The following is an 18,567-nucleotide window of genomic DNA, read 5'->3' on the forward strand; positions in this document are numbered from 1 at the left end:
TAAAGCAGATCAAAATCAACGTCGGCAATTTCAGAACTTGATTGAATGTTTAGAACAACAATTACCACTGGTTTATATCGATGAAAGTGGTTTTCAAAGCGAAAGTACGAGATCGCATAGTTATAGCCCTAAAGGAGCGCGAGCTGAAGCTGAATTTAACTGGCAGTTAAAAAATTGTAGCAATGCGATTGGCGCATTAATCGAAAATAGATTGCTTACAGTTGGAGTATTTGATTGTTCAGTGAATACCGAGGTATTTGAATGCTGGATTGAACAGGATTTATTGCCAAAGCTGAAAAAAACCAGTGTATTGATTATGGATAATGCCACCTTTCACAAAGGAACAAGGCTTCAGGAGTTGATATGTTGTGCAGGCCATTACATTGTGTGGCTTCCTAAATATAGCCCGGACTTAAATCCTATAGAAAAAATGTGGTCACGAGTAAAAATGATTCGCAATAAATTTAGAGTTAAAGATATTGATAAATTGTTTAAAGATTACTGTAATGATTTATTTAGTATTTAGCTATAGCTCGAATCACTCTCAGTTTTCATTCACATCGATAAGCCCCGATTGCGAATGTTAAAAAAACAATAATAAAATTCTATACCATTGATTTTTAATTAACTAAACCCTCAATTTAAACGCAAGCATACTCTGTATAAATTTACAAAAACACTGCTTATTCTTTCTGCAATTTAGGACAGGATAAGAACTCAAATACAATATTCAGGGAATCACAATGTCTTTAGAAAAAGTAGTTTATACAGCACATGCTAAAGCGACAGGTGGCCGTGATGGTCGGGCAACCACTTCTGATGGAATTTTAGATGTAAAACTCACCGTTCCTAAAGAAATGGGCGGCGCAGGTGGTGGAACGAACCCTGAACAGCTTTTTGCCGCAGGTTATTCTGCATGTTTTCTAGGTGCAATGAAGTTTGTTGCTAACCGTGACCAATTAAAAATTACACCTGATGTTTATATCGAAGGTGATGTAGATATTGGCCCGATTCCAACAGGCTTTGGTATTCAAGTGACCTTGAACATTCATTTAGAAGGTTTAGAGCAAGCAGAAGCGCAAAAATTAGTGGATGCAGCACATATTGTTTGCCCTTATTCAAATGCAACACGTGGCAATATTGATGTGACATTGAATGTAATTGTTTAAGTCATCTCTTCTATCCTAAAGTCATAGCTTTGGGATAGAGATTTCATAACTTACAAGGATTTGGAAATATCTTTTTAAATTTCTTTTGATCATCGATTTCATCTGCCAGTAAAATCAAATTTCCTTTTGGATCAAAATAAGAAGTGCCTTGGAACACCGTATATTGGGCAATATCAAAAATAGGGTGCTGGGTACTGATCAAAGTATGTCTTTTTTTCGAATTTAATTGGCGAGCTGTGATTTTATTGTGTTTAGAATCAGTTTCAATTAAACAATTACTCTTCGTATCAATAGCGATAAATTCTTGAGTCGCATCATCTTCTTGTTTATTTCTCGATAGAAAACTATGAGCTTGACATGGGCTACCACATGACATTTGAACATGATAATAACTTTGATTTAAACACTCAATATTTGGTGATTTCATACCGCCATAAACTTTTTCCTTCTTGCCATTGGTATTTCTAATGACATCACATGACCACTCCATTTCATCATGGCATTTTTTATAAACATTAAAAGTTTCATCTTTTGCAAAACTGAGAGGAGTAAAAAATACCATACCACTCAACACACCAAACAAGGCTAAGGATTTATTCATCATTATAAAGTTCTTTATTTTCATTCTAAAAGTAAAACGGATGCTGCCATACAAACACATCAGGTAATTTCAGGATAATACAACTACACGCATAACCCGTATCTACTAGTCGATATTCTATTATTCAGCCGCTTCATTGGTCACACGCAATACTTCTTCCAACGTAGTCTTCCCTGCCAACACTTTACGCAAACCATCATCACGAATAGAGCCTGAGTATTGTCGTGCATAACTTTCTAATTCATATTCAGCGGCATTGCCATGAACTAAACGACGCATTTGATCATCCACAGCGACAATTTCATAAATTGCCGTCCGTCCCGTAAAACCCGTATGTGAACAACGTTCACAGCCATTCGGTTGAGGTAACTGAAGTTCTGTTTTTGGATTCAAATGCTGAAACAGTTGTGTTTCAAAAGTATCGGCTTCATGCCATGTCACACAGTGACTACATAAGGTTCGTACTAAACGCTGTGCAATGACACCAATCAAAGAACTCGACAGCAAAAACGGCTCAATGCCCATATCTTTTAAACGGGTCACCGCACCAATGGCCGTATTGGTATGCAGTGTAGATAAGACCAAATGCCCTGTGAGCGATGCTTGTACCGCAATTTCAGCCGTTTCCAAATCACGGATTTCACCCACCATCACCACATCAGGATCTTGACGCAGCATGGCTTTTAAGGCTCTCGCAAAAGTCATATCGACTTTGGTGTTAACTTGGGTCTGTCCAATCCCTTCCAGTTGATATTCAATCGGGTCTTCTGCGGTCAAAATATTTTTCGAACCATCATTAAGGTCTGAAAGCGCCGCATAAAGCGTTGTTGTTTTACCCGAACCTGTCGGCCCTGTGACCAAAATAATGCCGTGTGGGCGATGCACCAATTGGGTTAAACGCTCATAGTCAGGTTTCAATAAGCCCAAATGTGTCATGTTCAAACGACCGGCTTGTTTATCTAATAAACGCATCACCACACGTTCGCCATGTGATGAGGGTAAAGTCGATACACGCACATCCACTTCACGACCGGCTAAACGCAGTGAAATACGCCCGTCTTGCGGAATCCGTTTTTCTGCAATATCCAGTTTTGCCATGACTTTAATACGAGACACCAACAGCGGTGCTAGTTCACGGCGTGGCTGCACAATTTCACGTAATTGCCCATCGACACGTAAACGCACCGACAGTTTCTTTTCAAAGGCTTCAATATGAATATCGGATGCGCCAACACGAATGGCTTCAGACAATAATGCATTAATCAAACGAACAATTGGGGCATCATCTTCTTGGTCCATCAGATCTTCAGCTTCAGGCACTTGGTCAGCTAAACTAAGTAAATCGGGATGATCTTCTAAACCAGCGGCCACTTGTTGTGATTCGCCACTGTCCCCTGCATAGCTACTGCTTAAAAGCTGATGAAATTCTTCATCACTACACAGTTGATGTTGTGCTGCCACACCTAAAAAACGGCGTGCCTCTTGCAAAGCCAACAACGGGGTACTTTCACGGCGCACAATAAAGGCTTGATCACCTTCATAACGCAACAGCACACCATGACGCTTCGCAAAACTATAGGGAATTTGTAATTGTTTAAGCACTTGCATCTTAAAATTATAATAATGATGAAAAATATTATTTTGAGTGTACTCTAAGCATATGACAGCGTGAAGTCTGTTTTTCACTGATTTGCAATATAAGGAAATGTGCTGTTGCCTAATATGAATGAACTGTTTGAATCGGATAGCCCCAATTTAAAATGGTGGGGGGAATACAACTTTGAGTTGAATCAAGCCCGTGCGTGGCAGTTCGGCTCATTACTTTTTCGCCTCACACGCGGTCTACAAGAGTGGCGTTTAGAGTTTCATCGCCCTCAAGTTCAGTACGACTATGAGCAAAAATGGCATGCGATAGAAGACCCTCATTTCGCCTTTCCACAACCCGTTGAAATTAAACGCTACATGTTTAAAAACACTCACCATACGATTCAACTGATGCCACGTTTGGCCGATCGTTCAGTGGTGATTAAACCTGTCGATCCGATTTATATTCCAGCGGGTCAGCGCGGCACGCTGTATATCAGCACCCCGTTATGGATTTCGGGCTTTATTGAAGGTCAGCGAGATCCCCTATTTGATATTCCTGTGATTTTACCCAAAGAAACTTGGTTTGGGCCAAACCACCGTACAGGTGAAATTGCCTACGCTACAGCTGTCGATGGTCGAACTGAATTGCATCAACTCAAACCACGTGCATTTCGTGCAGTGACTCCGATTGAGTTCCACAACACCAGTCACTTACAACTGCGTTTTGACCGCATGAACGTGCCTGTTTCAGCCCTGCCTTTATTTTATAGTGAAAGTACGGATCGACTTTGGACATCGCAAATTAAAGTCTTGCATGAAGGCGCCGATCGACCACCGCGAATCCGTATCGAAAATCGTACGCCTCCGCATGCAGGCAAAGTGATTTATGTGCATCCACCGCGCTCTTCGGCGAGTGCATTATTTAATATGTTTGATTCATTCTTCTAAGGGGGACAGATGCCAAACTCAAATATTCCCCAAGAAATTACCAGTAGCCTAAAAGGCATTTTCACCAACATCAACACAGAACGATTAACAGAAATCTTAATTGCCTTAGTGCTGTGTTTTGTTGGTTTTCTCTTGGCACGTCTGGTTTCAAATACATTTATCCGAACCATTGGCACCAAGTTTAACGCCCACCAACGGTTGGTCTGGCGTCGTGGTATTTTTTACTTTATTTTCCTAATTTTTGTGATGGCTAGCCTCAAAGAAGCTGGTTTTAAACTCAGTGTATTTTTAGGTGCCGCAGGTATTTTGACGGTTGCTTTGGGTTTTGCCTCACAAACCTCTGCATCCAACTTAATCAGTGGATTGTTCCTGATTGGTGAAGGTTCTTTTGAAATTGGCGACACCATTTCAATCACCCTTATTCGCGGCAATACCATTGAAGGTGAAGTCATTTCAATTGACCTCCTCTCTGTTAAGTTACTCACTCAGGACAACATTTATGTACGACTACCGAATGAACAACTGATTCGAGCGCCTGTTCATAACCTCTCTAAATTTCCAATACGGCGTATTCCCATCACCCTAGCGATTAACTTTCATGAGAACATCATTAAAGTACGCGAGGTGCTGATTGATGTGGCTAATAAATATCCTTTGGTGCTTGCAGACCCTAAACCTGCCGTCACCGTCACCGCCTTTCGCGAGTCTTCAATTGAGTTACTGTTTGCCGTGTGGTGTCAGCAAGAACACTTTCTGCAAGTGCGCGATGAAATGCAGGAACGTATTCGCAATGGTTTCTTAGATAACCAAATCGAAATTCCTGTGCCAAAAATGGGCTTTGTCGATCATCCGCTTTCGCGTCCATTATCCAATGAAGAAATTGATCAATATGCCAATGCACAAGCCTTGAAACGAGAACCGAATATCAAATAAATCGCCTCAGCTCCTTATGATCCATGCAGACATAAGGAGCTGAGCTTGTTTAATTGGTCTTTTCCTCAAGTTCAGGCATCGGTGCAATATACGCAATTATCAACATCACCAAACCTGCGCCTAAGAATGAAATCACACGGGTGAGTGTCCCAATGTGAGATAAGTCAAACAAGACCAATTTCAGTGTCACAAGAACTAAAATACAGCCGCCGAATATCCACAATGAACGTAAGTTGCGTTTGGTCGCCGTTAGCATGCAAATGAAGGCCAAACTGACCCAAAGCAAAGTAAAGCTCAGTTGCACCAAGGCATTTTCCCACATTTGCCAGTCATTATAGGGTGTTAGGAAGTAGACATGCAGCGCACGTAGCACCACATAACTACTGAGCCAGAGTAGACTCGACATCATCAAAATAGCACCCAGACTTTTTTCCAAACCCGCTTTCATTTGTAAATTCAGCATCCAAATGAAACCGATCAGCATCGCAATACTGACCAAGTCAAATGGGTTGAAAATGGGTAACCAGTATCCTGCAAAAGCTTGTTGGCTAAAGATCTGAGAACACACGATCCAAAACAACATGAGCACTAAGGTGTTGCGTGCTTGCCAAAACTTTCTCCATCGCGTTTGAGTCAATTGTGTGTAGCACCATGCAGCAAAGGCCAGTGGTAAAATAACCATGCTCAAATACGGCATACTTGGAATGAGAGTTAAGCTGGTGAACGCCAAACTTAGTAAAGCCCCCAAACTCACCCACTCCTGCTCATCCTCTACGCCCTGTAACGGGCGAAGCCACAGCAACGTGAGTAATCCACTCGTTAAAGCAAACAATAGACGGTCTAAACCAGACTGCCACATAATGATGCCATCATGGCTCAGGTCAACCAAGAAAATGAAGGCAACTGCATACAGCGGAATCAGGCCAATCCACTTGGGTAATAACCATGACCAACTGGCTTTGCGGTAGAGCAACCATTCATTCAGTACTGTATCTAAAAGCACGATGATCAGTAGCGCCATCGTCACCTGACTTTTACTGTCGATTTCATCCAAAAGTAGGATAAACAACATGCTGGTTGCTGAAAGCAGTTGTAAGCAAAAAAAGGCAATGGTGGCAAAAGACAACTGTTGTCTAAAGCGCTCTACGCTGTTGGCAACGGTAACCACAGCAAAATAACTCAGACACAGCGCCCAATAGACTTCCGTTGGAAAACGATTGAGCTCCACCACATAATACAGACTTGAGAGCCCTGCCACGGCCAATAAGCCCATCGCCAAATAACGACTCAGAGCGGAATTTCGATATAAGGCATACATAAAGATCAGTGCACCCTCAACACTCCACCCCACCACACCCCACTGATCAGGCAGCAAAATAGGGGGAATCAGCGCCAAGAAGACCAAAGTCAGACTGAGATAACTTTGCGCAATCAGCTCAACGCTATGGGCTCTTTTTAGCAGTTGATAAAGCATGGCATAGAGCGCTGCAAAGCCCAGACTAAAGCCTGCCTGCCAAATCGTTTCCTCAAAATACATCACATACAAAAAAGCAAAAGCAACAATAGGGGCAGCAAAAATCAAAGCCACATCCAAGATCGGTTTTAACTTAAACTGCGTTAAATCCTCACGCGCCAAAAGTTGGCTATAACGAAAACTCAACCAAATAAAGACCGTACTATGTGCCAAAACCAACAAGGCCAGCATGCCTCGCTCAGGCGTTTTGCCTTGATAAAAGGCATACGCTCCGCCTACGACCACCGTCATTAAAAAAGCAATTTGGTTGAGGACTTTCCACGGTCTGAACGTGCTTAAAACAGCAACCGCAATATTAATGACCAAATAATAGACCACTAGCTCTATCGCAGTGGCATTCCGTACTGGCAAAGTAAAGGGTGCCAAATAAGCAATGATCATCGCCATCAACGCCAGCTCAATCGACTGCTGTTTTAAACTGAGCCAAAGTGTAACCGCCATCACCACCACAAAGCACAGACTTGCAATCGCTAAACTTGCAATCACGCCGTTGTAGTAAGCAAAAAATAAGGTCAAAAATAAGCCTGACAGTCCAAGTGCTTCTAAAGCCAAAGCAAAACTGCGGTTCTTTTGTAGGAGCACATAACCAAAGATCACAACGCCCACACTTACCGCAGCAACGAGGCTCAGCTTAACAGCGAGACTCAACTGCCAATGTTCGGTGGCAAAGCGTAATAACAAAATAAGCCCAATCAGCAGTATCACAATCGCAACTTTTAAGACAGGATTGCCCTGCCAAAGCCAGCGTTTCACTTGCTCACTGAGACTTAAATCATCTGTGTTGTTTAGAGTAGTGGGTAAAGAGGGAGAATTTTCAGATTCTGTGAATCGGTCAGATATCACCTGATATGGCTGTGCTTGCACGGATAACAATAGATATTCTAGGCGACGTAACCATCGAAAGAAAAAGAACAACCAACCACTGATCCCCAATCCAATGAGTCCGCCCCATTGCCCCACCATACCGATCAAAATGACGAAAGCAGCAAGGTAAAGCGGCACTTTTGACGTTGGCTGAAAAGCAATGCCCCGTTGTTCCGCCAAGGTCATACTAGGGTTTTCAATGCTATCGACATAGTGCATAACACTCATGATCAACGCGATTCCACACAATGCACTCAACAGCGGCACGGCCAAAAACCATCCTGCAATCGCAACAATCGTCAGCCCCATTAACCACATCATGCGAATTTCACGCTGTCCAGTTTGCATCCGTTCTCAATCTCTTTTTCTCATCTTCAAATAATACATCAGCTTGTAGTACATCTTTAAGCGCATAACCGTAACCATCTATGCCAATCGGTACATCAATACACTTTGTTCTGTGCCAAAATCACGTACAATAAACGGGTTATTTGGATAAGGAATCTTGCAATGCCACCATTTGTCTTGGTCGATGGCTCATACTTTTTATTTCGTGCTTTTCATGCTTTGCCACCGCTCACCACGTCAACTGGCTTACATACCAATGCAATTCGTGGGGCAATTTCTGCCATCCAAAAACTGATGCGTCGTACCCAGCCAACACATATGGCAGTCATTTTTGATACACCAGAACCAACTTTTCGTCATGTGCTATCGCCGATTTATAAAGGTGACCGCCCGAGTATGCCTGAGGAGTTATCAGAGCAAATTCCATATTTGCATGCCTTAATTCGTGCTTTGGGTATCCCCTTGTACATGCTCCCAGGTGCCGAAGCAGATGACATCATCGGGACATTGGCCAAACGTGCGGAAGCCGCGGGACAGCAAGTGCTGATTTCCACAGGCGATAAAGACATGGCACAGTTGGTGACCGATAAAGTCACCTTAGAAGACAGCTTTAAAGACAAGCCGATGGATGTAAATGGCGTGTTTGAAAAGTTTGGGGTGTGGCCAAACCAAATTATTGACTATCTGACTTTAATGGGCGATGCCTCTGACGGCATTATGGGTGTTCCGGGTGTTGGTGCAAAAACTGCGGCAAAACTGTTAACAGAATACGGCTCGATTGGTGGCATTTTAGAAAATGTCGATAAAATCAAAGGCAAAGTCGGTCAAAACATCAAAGAACATGCTGATGGCATTGCGCTTGATCATCAACTGGCAAGTATTGTCTGTGACTTAGAGACAGGACTGACCTTTGACGATCTTAAACTCCAAGATCCAAATACTGAAGCCTTACGTTCACTGTATACCGAACTGGAATTCCGCCAGCAGTTACAATCGCTCGATCATCCAAACAATCCCAATAGTGCAACCTACAAACAAGCGACGCAACACATTGCCAAATCAGCACAATCTGAAACCGTCATCAATACAGAAGATCAGGCCGTTCAAAGCAGCGTCGATGACCAACTGGGGCAAGCGAATTACCATACTGTGCTCAGTGCAGAACAGTGGACTCAATTATTCAAACGTTTAAGTACAGAAAAACGTTTTGCCTTTGATACCGAAACCACCAGTTTAGACTATCGCGTAGCACAAATTGTTGGTTTCTCGGTCGCGTTCGATGCGCAAGATGCGTATTACGTTCCACTTGCGCATGATTATGAAAATGCACCTGCGCAGCTAGATCGTGAACAGATCTTGGCGCAAATTAAACCTATTTTAGAAGATGAATCGGTTCAGAAAATCGGTCATCATTTGAAATATGATGCGCATGTCTTAGAAAATCATGGCATTGAACTAAAAGGCTGGTATTTCGATACCATGTTGGCATCTTATGTACTCAATGCTGTGGCGACTCGTCACGGGATGGACGACGTTTCGCGTCTCTACCTCAGCCACTTAACCACGACCTTTGAACAGGTGGCAGGTAAAGGCGCAAAACAAAAAACCTTTAACCAAATTGAGATCGAAACCGCCGCGCACTATGCAGCTGAAGATGCCCATGTGACCTATCGACTGTTTGAAGTGCTCGATGCCAAACTACAAAAGCATCCCGAACTGGTCAATATCTTGCACAATGTCGAAATGCCAGTTGCCCGTGTCCTGACCATCATGGAAGAAAATGGCATTGAATTGGATCTAGGCTTCCTTGACCAACTTGGTGTTGAGTTTGCCAATACCATGGCCAACCTTGAAAGCCAAATTACCGAACTGGCAGGACAAAGTTTCAATGTCAGCTCGCCGAAGCAAGTCGGTGAAATTCTGTTTGATAAACTCGGACTCAAGGGCGGCAAAAAAACCGCAACAGGTCAGTACAGTACCTCTGAAAGTGTTTTAGAAAAGATTGACCACCCAATTACCGAGCTAATTTTGGACTATCGCGGTTTATCCAAACTAAAAAGCACCTATACCGATGGCTTATTAAAACAAGCCAACAGTGATACCCATCGTGTGCATACCAGTTACCACCAAGCACTGACCGCAACTGGTCGTCTGTCTTCGACCGACCCCAACTTACAGAACATTCCTGTGCGTGAGGAAATTGGGCGTCAAATTCGTAAAGCCTTTATTGCACCACAAGGTCGCGTATTATTGGCAGCCGATTATTCACAAATTGAACTGCGTTTAATGGCGCATTTCTCACAAGATGAAGCCTTGGTCGATGCCTTTAATCATGGACAAGATGTACACCGTCGTACAGCGGCTGAAGTCTTAGGTGTTGCACTTGAAGATGTCACGTCAGACCAACGTCGTCAGGCCAAAGCCGTCAACTTCGGTCTACTCTACGGCATGTCTGAGTTTGGCTTAACCCGTCAACTCGGTTTTAGCCGCGAAGAATCGCGTGGCTATATTGCGAAATACTTCCAACGTTATCCGGGCGTGCTCGACTATATGGAACGTACCCGTCAAATTGCACGTGAACAAGGTTTTGTCGAAACCATTTTAGGCCGTCGCTTGTATACGCCCGATATTATGGCAAGCAATAAAATAATCAAACAAGCGGCTGAACGTGCCGCAATTAATGCACCGCTGCAAGGTTCTGCTGCGGACATTATTAAAATGGCGATGATTGCAGTTGATCAAATGCTGCCTAAAAATCAAGCCAAAATGCTACTTCAAGTACACGATGAATTGGTTTTTGAAGTCGATGAAAGTATTGCGGATGAACTGGCTTCGAAACTAGCAGACGTCATGCAATCTGTTTTGCAAATTTCTGTGCCATTGTTGGTTGAAGTCGGCAAAGGTCGAAACTGGGATGAAGCCCACTAAAACATTTGCGCCTTTCTCCTCTTAGGAGGAAGGCTGGTATGAAGCTCATTTACCTCCTAGAAGAAATATCAACGTCTTCACCTAAAAATTTCAACCACAAAAAAAGGACTCGCAATCGAGTCCTTTTTTTATTCGCTACAATCTTATAAACCAGTGAGCAGAACAATCGCCACTTCATTCATAATCATTTCAGCAATATACAGCGCTAAGAACGCCACGATTGGAGAAAGATCTATCATGCCCATATTGGGCAACAAACGGCGAAACGGTGCCAATAATGGTTCAGCAAGCTCCTGAATTACTTCGATATAAGGCGAACGTGACTGCGTAAACATCACCACCCAACTTAATATAATTGTTGCAAAAATCAGGTAACGACAGAAACGAATCAAGTCCTGAATCATGGTCACAAAAGTTAAAATAACCAAATGCACAGGACTATTCGGCATCGCTCCAGAGAGATACATGACGCCAAAAATTTTCAGTAAGTACAATAAAACCAAAAGTACTAAAGCCGCTAAGTTAACACGGCCTTTCGCTACATTTGGAAAAATACGACCAAACATATCCACAATTTTTGTGGCTTTTACGGTCGACATCACCACTGGGTTATAAAAGTTAACCGCTGCCAACTGCATGAGAAAGCGGAAGAACACCAGTAAAATTGCAACGTTAATAATGATGCCAAAAATTAGCGCAGAGTTTGCACCCATACTTGAACTTTCCTAAATAAAACGATTATTTGCTACTTTCACTCAGCTCTTGAGCAAGTTCCTGACTTCGCTTTTGAGCAGCAGCCAATGCAGCTTGGATATTTTGTGAAATTTGTGCACGATCAAACACTTCAAGTGCCGCTTGGGTTGTACCATTCGGTGAAGTGACATTTTTACGCAATTCAGCTGGTGTATTTGAGCTCGTGATTGCCATTTGTGCCGCACCCAATGCAGTTTGCAACGTCAACGCCGTTGCTACTTTTTCATCTAGACCGAGGTTTTTACCTGCACGGATCATGCTTTCCATCATATAGAAAAAATACGCAGGACCTGAACCAGACACCGCAGTCACAGCATCAATTTGCGCTTCATCGCCTACCCATAAAGTCAAACCTGTCGCAGCAAGTACTTGGCTCGCCAAATCACGGTCTTCTTTATCTACAGCCTCAGTGGCATATAAACCATGCGCACCTGTTTGTACTAAAGCAGGCGTATTTGGCATCACACGAACAATACGATTAGTGCCAGCTAATGCAGCAATCGTTGCAATTTCAGCACCCGCAACAATCGAAATAATCAACTTACCGTCAAATAAACCGTTTAATGGTTTTAAAACATCGGCTAAAACTTGAGGTTTAACCGCTAAGACCACGACATCGGCTTCACGAATCGCAGATGCATTGTCCTCAGTCACCACCAAGTCTTTTTCAGCCAATAAATGACGAACTTGTTCAACAGGATCAGAAACCGTAATGCGAGTTGAAGGTAAACCACGTGAAATCAAGCCACCAATGAGGGCTTGAGCCATGTTACCACCGCCGATAAAACAAATATTACGATTCAACACTGCGCTCATGATTATTTCTCTATCCTGAATTTTTTAACTAAGCGATTAAATTTGGTTGCCATCCACCCGCTTCACAATAAGCCGACTCGACCAACCAAAATCCTTTAGGCGTAAAAACACCAAGCATAACATTATCTATGCTTAATATTTGTATTGTATGACGTTGCCACGGAAAAATTTGTGCGCTCTGAATGGCTTTTTTCAACGGCCAAGCCCCAACACGCCCATACAAATGCAATTTTTCCCCACCTAAGCGCGGTTTTATCTGTAAAGGCTGCTCCAATAGTGCAGAAGACAGTCCATATTTTTGTGTTTCAATCCGATATTGCCCTGAAGCCAATGCATAAGCTTGATCTAAACTAAAACGCTGCTCAATTGACTCAATAATCTGACATTCTTCCGCCAAATACTCTGCTTTACTGACACGAAAGAGTTGCTGTTGATAACGCACATAATAATATTGGTTCCAATGCAATGCGGCTTGGGCATCCACTTTGGATTCAATCACTTCATCAAACAAGCGTTGCACCATATCAAAAGCTGGACGATACAAATCCTCACCTTTCATCCAAGCGGACAGTAACTGTCGCTGTCTCGGTGCAGATAACTGACGAAATGGGGTTAAATTTAAAACCGCAGCATTCCCGCAACTGGCCCAATCTTGCGCCAACACATCGGCCAAAATCGTTTCGGCATCTTGCATCAAATAACTGGTGCGTGCCAAAGCTTGCTGCATTTTCGGAAAGCGTTGTTCTAAAATTGGCCACAATTCAGCTCGGCACCATGCCCGATCATAACTGGTATCAAAGTTGGTTTGGTCTTGAATATTTCTCAGCTGCATCTCAGCAGCCCACAGCTCAATTTGCTGTCTGGACAAAGCCAATAGAGGACGCCAAATTGTAAATTGTTCTCGTATATCGATGCTCTGCATGGCGGCAAGTCCATGAATTCCCGCACCAGAGAGTAAACGGAGTAAAACGGTTTCGGCTTGATCTTGTTGATGATGGGCGAGAACTAAAATTTCATTGGTAAGAAGATGCTTCTGAAAGGCCGCATAACGTGCACTACGCGCTTGGCTTTCTACATTGCCTAGATCAACATCCACCGCTTGAATCACACATGGGACATCCAAGACATAGCATTGTTCTTGAACAAAGCTACCCCACTGCGGGCTGACATCCTGCAATTGATGATCAATATAGATGGCGCGAATGCGCTTGGGAAATAAATGAGACATCAAATGTAGCAGCAGCATGGAATCCATGCCACCACTACATCCGATTAAAAAATGAGGCTGTTCAGGTGTATCCTGAAACTCAGTTAAGACACTAGCCCTAAATTGTCGCTGCCAAACTTCATTAAACGTTGGTAACGTGCTTCGCATCGTTCATTCGCATCCATTGGTTGCAACTCAGCCAATGCATCTTTTAAAACGGTTTTTAAAGCATGCATGACTTGTTCTGGGTTGAGATGAGCGCCCTCACCTTCATCGACCACATATTCAACAATACCAATTTTCTGTAGTTTTTCAGCAGTCAAGGCCAAAGCTTCGCTGGCTTGTTCTGCTTTTTCAGCTGTTTTCCATAAAATAGATGCACAGCCTTCAGGTGAAATGACTGAATAAATACTATGGGATAACATCACCACACGGTCAGCCACACCAATGCCCAGTGCGCCACCTGAACCGCCTTCACCGAGTACAGTTGCAATTACAGGCACTTTCAAGCTTGAAAGTTGTGCCAAAGAGGTTGCAATTGCTTCAGCCTGACCGCGTTCTTCTGCACCCACACCTGGATATGCACCCATGGTGTCAATAAAGGTAAAGACGGGTAGATTAAAACGTTCAGCCATATCGAGTAAACGTTGTGATTTACGGTAACCTTCTGGGTTACTCATACCAAAGTTATGTTGTAACTTTTCACGCGTACTGCGACCACGGTGTTGACCCACAATCATGACTGGCTGACCATCAAAGCGAGCTAATCCACCGATCATTGCACCATCATCACCAAATAAGCGATCACCATGCAAAGCATCAAATTCGGTAAAAATTTCACTCACATAATCTAAAAATTGCGGACGCTCAGGATGACGTGCAATTTGAACCGTCGTCCATGCTTTGGATTGCGCAGCTTTATTCTTCATAGCTCAACCATAAATCCCTAATTGACCAATTTATTCATCGACAAATTGTTCTGATTGGATATCCAGCTCAACATCCCAATGCTTAAATTGCGCTTGCTCATCATGCAAGTCTGCAACCAGCAAAGGCCATTGCGCGGCATTACCAGAAACACTCAGTTGCCATTGTTGCGCATTGCCTACTGTTAATTCAATGGCAGGAAGCATCTGATCGCTACGACTATGATTCAGTAAAACAGCGAGGCGAAGTAACAAACACAGATAGACTAATTTGTTGCCGCCAACCTTCATCACATCGACACGCGCGTCACTGCGCAGCTTACGACGGTGATGGGCCACCAAATGCGACAGATGGTTTTGATCAATTTGTGAGAAGCCCGCAATGTCAGAATGTTGCAATAAATATGCGCCATGACGATGGTAGCCCGCATGACTAATCGCTAAACCAATTTCGTGCAGATAAGCTGCACGACGCAGTAAATCACTGTCTTCTGTGGTTAATTTCAGTAAATCCGCCACACCATCAAACAAATGCTGAGCCATATTCACGACCCGTTCAGCTTGTTTTGGATCAGCGTTATAGCGTCCCATTAACGCTTGTACAGAACGATCTCGAATATCTTCATGTTGAAAACGTCCCAGCAAGTCGTACATCACCCCTTCACGCAGGGCACCATCTGAATACACCAGTTTATCCAGTTCAAGTACATCGAAAATGGCATAAAGTATAGCGATTCCGGCTGGCAAAACTGCTCGACGGTCTTCTTTTAGGCCATCAAATTCCATCTCAGCGACATGTTTATATTTGAGCAATTTTTCTTTGAGCTTATATAAACCGTCACGGGTGAGTTCTTCTTTTTCATTACTCCAACCCATATTCACGGTAATTTGACGACACGCTTTAATGGTTCCACTCGAACCGACCACCGTATCCCAACCCGCTTCTTTATAGGTATTGGCAATACCAGACAGCTCCTTACGCGCTGCTACCACAGCTTTATCAAAACTTTTTTGGTTAATTTCACCGTCGACAAAGAAGGCTTTTGTAAATGCTACACAGCCCATTTGTAAAGATTCGGTATGAATGGGCTCAAATTCTTCACCAATAATCAGCTCTGTCGACCCCCCACCAATATCAATCACAAGACGGCGTCCACTGTTTACCATGGTATGAGATACACCTAAATAAATCAGACGAGCCTCTTCACGACCTGCAATAATTTCGATGTGCTTCGGCAAAATTTCTGCCGCTTTTTGAATAAATTCATGTCCATTTTTGGCTTGGCGTAGCGCATTGGTCGCCACAATTCTTAAACGATTCGGCTGAACCGAACCTAAACGTCCGACAAAGCGAGATAAACAGGCCAAACCACGCTGCTGTGCGGCTTCTGTTAAGTTTTTGTTTTCATCTAAACCCGCTGCTAACTGTACTTTTTCTGACATTGACGCAACTTTTTTCACTTCGCCATGGTCCACTCGTGCAATCGCTAAGTGGAAGCTGTTCGACCCCATATCGATGGCAGCAAGTAACTCTTCATCAATTAAAAAATCAGACATGATTTAATATAAACCTATACAGAATTGTGCTTAGATTAATTCACCTCCATGCAATTTAAAAGCCATTTATGGTCAGAAATTGACGAGCTTTTAAAATTTCAGCATATATGACAATTGTGTTACACGATCAGTAACATCGTGAGCATCAATTAGACAAACTCAAACTAAAGGTTGAAAATTTAGGAATCCATCTACTCAGTGATAGCAGGCTATGACATACTATTAGCCATAAAACTATCCAAAAATTGAAACTGGAGTTATCCATGTCTGGCAATATCGTAAATACAACTGATACAAACTTCGACGCTGATGTACTGCAATCAGACGTTCCTGTGCTCGTTGACTTCTGGGCAGGTTGGTGTGCACCGTGTAAAGCCATTGCACCTGTATTAGAAGTATTGGCGAACGAATACGAAGGTAAAGTGAAAATTGTTAAAGTTGACGTCACTGCTTGTGAAGCAACGGCTGTGAACTATAACATCCGTAACATTCCTGCATTACTGATGTTCAAAAATGGAGAAGTTGTCGCTCAACAAGTGGGCGCTGCACCAAAATCGAAACTAACGGCTTTCATTGAAGAAAACATTTAAGCATCTGTTTAGATCAAAAAATGAAATACGCTGTTTAAACAACAGCGTATTTTTTTCGGCTATAAATTGACAAGTCTAACTTTCTCTCTTATATTGCATGATCAAGAGATAAAGGATTATTCAATCCTGCCATTTTCTTAAAAGACACAACACATAAGATCGCCGCTCGGCAATACAAATTGTTTTGACACATTTTTCTTTAAACAATGAATCAGTCCTCTGAATTGTTATTGTGCAAATACAATTGCGTTACTTCATTGCATGTCTGCGGCTAAATGTTGCTTCCTTTTCATCCTGTATTTTAGAATTTTTGATTCTTATCTGACCTCCTATGAATTTAACCGAACTCAAGAAAAAACCGATTGGCGAACTCATCAAAATTGCCGAATTTATGGGCCTGGAAGGAATGGCCCGTAATCGTAAGCAAGACATTATTTTTGCCATCTTAAAGCGCCATGCGATGAATGGCGAAGAGATCTTTGGTGATGGCGTTTTGGAAATTCTGTCAGATGGCTTCGGCTTCTTACGCACTGCAGCGGGTTCTTACCTTGCAGGTCCAGACGACATTTATGTTAGTCCATCGCAAATTCGTCGTTTCAATCTACGGACTGGCGACACCATTACAGGAACCATTCGTCCACCGAAAGAAGGCGAACGTTATTTTGCACTGTTAAAAGTGAACCAAATTAACTACGACACTCCTGAAAACTCACGCAATAAAATCTTGTTTGAAAACCTAACACCACTTTTCCCAACCGAGCAATTGGTGATGGAACTTGGTAATGGGACGACAGAAGATTTAACCGCACGTGTGGTTGACTTGGTTGCACCTATCGGTAAAGGCCAACGTTCAATTATCGTAGCACCGCCAAAAGCGGGTAAAACCATGTTGTTACAAAATATCGCTCAGTCGATCGTGCGTAACAACCCTGAATGCTTCCTCATCGTTCTTCTGATTGATGAACGTCCTGAAGAAGTGACAGAAATGGAACGTACTGTTCGTGGTGAAGTTATTGCATCAACGTTTGATGAATCTCCAGCTCGTCACGTGCAAGTAGCTGAAATGGTAATTGAAAAAGCTAAGCGCTTGGTTGAGCACAAGAAAGATGTTGTGATTCTGCTCGACTCCATTACCCGTTTAGCACGTGCTTACAACACCGTTGTTCCTTCATCTGGTAAGGTTTTAACTGGTGGTGTGGATGCACATGCGCTTGAACGCCCTAAGCGTTTCTTCGGTGCAGCACGTAATATTGAAGAAGGTGGCTCACTAACCATCATTTCTACAGCCCTGATTGAAACTGGCAGTAAAATGGATGAAGTGATCTACGAGGAATTTAAAGGTACAGGTAACCAAGAAATTACACTGGATCGCCGTATTGCAGAAAAACGTGTCTTCCCTGCGATGAACATTAAAAAGTCTGGCACCCGTCGCGAAGAGCGCTTAATGTCTGAAGATAATCTACGTAAAGTCTGGATTTTACGTAAGTTACTTCATACCCAAGATGAACTTGCAGCAATGGAATTCCTACTTGATCGCATGAAAGAAACCAAAACCAATGATGATTTCTTTGATCAAATGAAGCGTAAAGCGACCAGCTAATCCGACCTACTTCATCTAAAAAGGCTGTCTTAACGACAGCCTTTTTATTTGGTTGACTTAGCTTACACAAAGCAACATTTCATCTCATTCTCTGTAAACTTATTTGCAAGTTTTTGATAAATAAAAATTTGAAATAAAAACCCTCATCTTTTTAAATGTTTATTTAGTACTTCTCCAATACAAACCTCATCATTGATTGTTATTTT

Annotated in this window: 15 protein-coding genes; 7 read left to right on the forward strand and 8 right to left on the reverse strand. The window is 42.7% G+C overall.

Annotated elements, in window-relative coordinates:
- Positions 1-37 precede the first annotated feature (37 nt).
- Positions 38-526 (forward strand): transposase, encoded by a 489-nt coding sequence (locus AC4MDD_RS14540; protein WP_490753591.1) that lies wholly within the window; start codon positions 38-40, stop codon positions 524-526.
- 217 nt (positions 527-743) lie between these two features.
- Positions 744-1,169 carry an organic hydroperoxide resistance protein gene (locus tag AC4MDD_RS14545; RefSeq protein WP_490751991.1) on the forward strand — a complete coding sequence of 142 codons (426 nt, stop codon included), beginning with the start codon at positions 744-746 and terminating at the stop codon, positions 1,167-1,169.
- A gap of 43 nt (positions 1,170-1,212) precedes the next feature.
- On the opposite strand, the gene AC4MDD_RS14550 is transcribed toward AC4MDD_RS14545, so the two are convergent.
- Entirely contained in the window at positions 1,213-1,773 is a 561-nt protein-coding gene (locus tag AC4MDD_RS14550) for a hypothetical protein (protein WP_490751989.1), read from the reverse strand.
- A gap of 117 nt (positions 1,774-1,890) precedes the next feature.
- On the reverse strand, positions 1,891-3,378 hold the full coding sequence (gspE, locus tag AC4MDD_RS14555; protein ID WP_004979214.1) for a type II secretion system ATPase GspE: 1,488 nt from the start codon (positions 3,376-3,378) through the stop codon (positions 1,891-1,893).
- Between the two features lie 114 nt (positions 3,379-3,492).
- Here gspE and AC4MDD_RS14560 point away from each other — a divergent pair, with 114 nt between their 5' ends.
- Both AC4MDD_RS14560 and AC4MDD_RS14565 read left to right on the forward strand, forming a co-directional pair.
- Positions 3,493-4,305: a DUF432 domain-containing protein gene (locus tag AC4MDD_RS14560; RefSeq protein WP_017396988.1), complete on the forward strand. Its 813-nt coding sequence runs from the start codon at positions 3,493-3,495 to the stop codon at positions 4,303-4,305.
- Positions 4,306-4,314: 9 nt separating this feature from the next.
- Positions 4,315-5,238 (forward strand): mechanosensitive ion channel family protein, encoded by a 924-nt coding sequence (locus tag AC4MDD_RS14565; RefSeq protein ID WP_004692251.1) that lies wholly within the window; start codon positions 4,315-4,317, stop codon positions 5,236-5,238.
- A gap of 49 nt (positions 5,239-5,287) precedes the next feature.
- On the opposite strand, the gene AC4MDD_RS14570 is transcribed toward AC4MDD_RS14565, so the two are convergent.
- Entirely contained in the window at positions 5,288-7,984 is a 2,697-nt protein-coding gene (locus AC4MDD_RS14570) for a DUF2339 domain-containing protein (RefSeq protein WP_490751987.1), read from the reverse strand.
- A gap of 162 nt (positions 7,985-8,146) precedes the next feature.
- On the opposite strand from AC4MDD_RS14570, the gene polA reads away from it, so the two are divergent.
- Complete coding sequence (gene polA / locus AC4MDD_RS14575) at positions 8,147-10,912, forward strand: DNA polymerase I (RefSeq protein WP_491881932.1); 2,766 nt, start codon at positions 8,147-8,149, stop codon at positions 10,910-10,912.
- Positions 10,913-11,055: 143 nt separating this feature from the next.
- On the opposite strand, the gene AC4MDD_RS14580 is transcribed toward polA, so the two are convergent.
- The 5 genes from AC4MDD_RS14580 to ppx are packed head-to-tail and all read right to left on the reverse strand — an operon-like array spanning position 11,056 to position 16,171.
- Positions 11,056-11,625, reverse strand: coding sequence for a YggT family protein (locus tag AC4MDD_RS14580; protein ID WP_004979206.1), 570 nt, complete (start codon positions 11,623-11,625; stop codon positions 11,056-11,058).
- Between the two features lie 25 nt (positions 11,626-11,650).
- Positions 11,651-12,481, reverse strand: a complete 831-nt coding sequence (proC, locus tag AC4MDD_RS14585) for a pyrroline-5-carboxylate reductase (RefSeq protein WP_078426677.1) — start codon at positions 12,479-12,481, stop codon at positions 11,651-11,653.
- A 28-nt stretch (positions 12,482-12,509) separates the two neighbouring features.
- Positions 12,510-13,856 (reverse strand): tRNA lysidine(34) synthetase TilS, encoded by a 1,347-nt coding sequence (tilS, locus tag AC4MDD_RS14590; protein ID WP_279044205.1) that lies wholly within the window; start codon positions 13,854-13,856, stop codon positions 12,510-12,512.
- Entirely contained in the window at positions 13,793-14,617 is an 825-nt protein-coding gene (locus AC4MDD_RS14595) for an acetyl-CoA carboxylase carboxyltransferase subunit alpha (RefSeq protein WP_078388708.1), read from the reverse strand. The genes tilS and AC4MDD_RS14595 overlap by 64 nt, the downstream gene beginning before the upstream one ends.
- 30 nt (positions 14,618-14,647) lie before the next feature.
- The gene (ppx, locus tag AC4MDD_RS14600) at positions 14,648-16,171 is read right to left on the reverse strand and encodes an exopolyphosphatase (RefSeq protein ID WP_491881933.1); all 1,524 of its coding nucleotides are present in this window, start codon (positions 16,169-16,171) and stop codon (positions 14,648-14,650) included.
- 263 nt (positions 16,172-16,434) lie between these two features.
- Between ppx and trxA the strand changes: the two genes are divergently transcribed.
- Together trxA and rho are read left to right on the forward strand one after the other, a co-directional pair.
- Positions 16,435-16,761, forward strand: a complete 327-nt coding sequence (gene trxA / locus AC4MDD_RS14605) for a thioredoxin (protein WP_078388709.1) — start codon at positions 16,435-16,437, stop codon at positions 16,759-16,761.
- 331 nt (positions 16,762-17,092) lie between these two features.
- The gene (rho, locus tag AC4MDD_RS14610; protein WP_078388710.1) at positions 17,093-18,361 is read left to right on the forward strand and encodes a transcription termination factor Rho; all 1,269 of its coding nucleotides are present in this window, start codon (positions 17,093-17,095) and stop codon (positions 18,359-18,361) included.
- Positions 18,362-18,567: the final 206 nt, after the last annotated feature.

The organism is Acinetobacter sp. CAU_H_29a_1 (assembly GCF_058599505.1).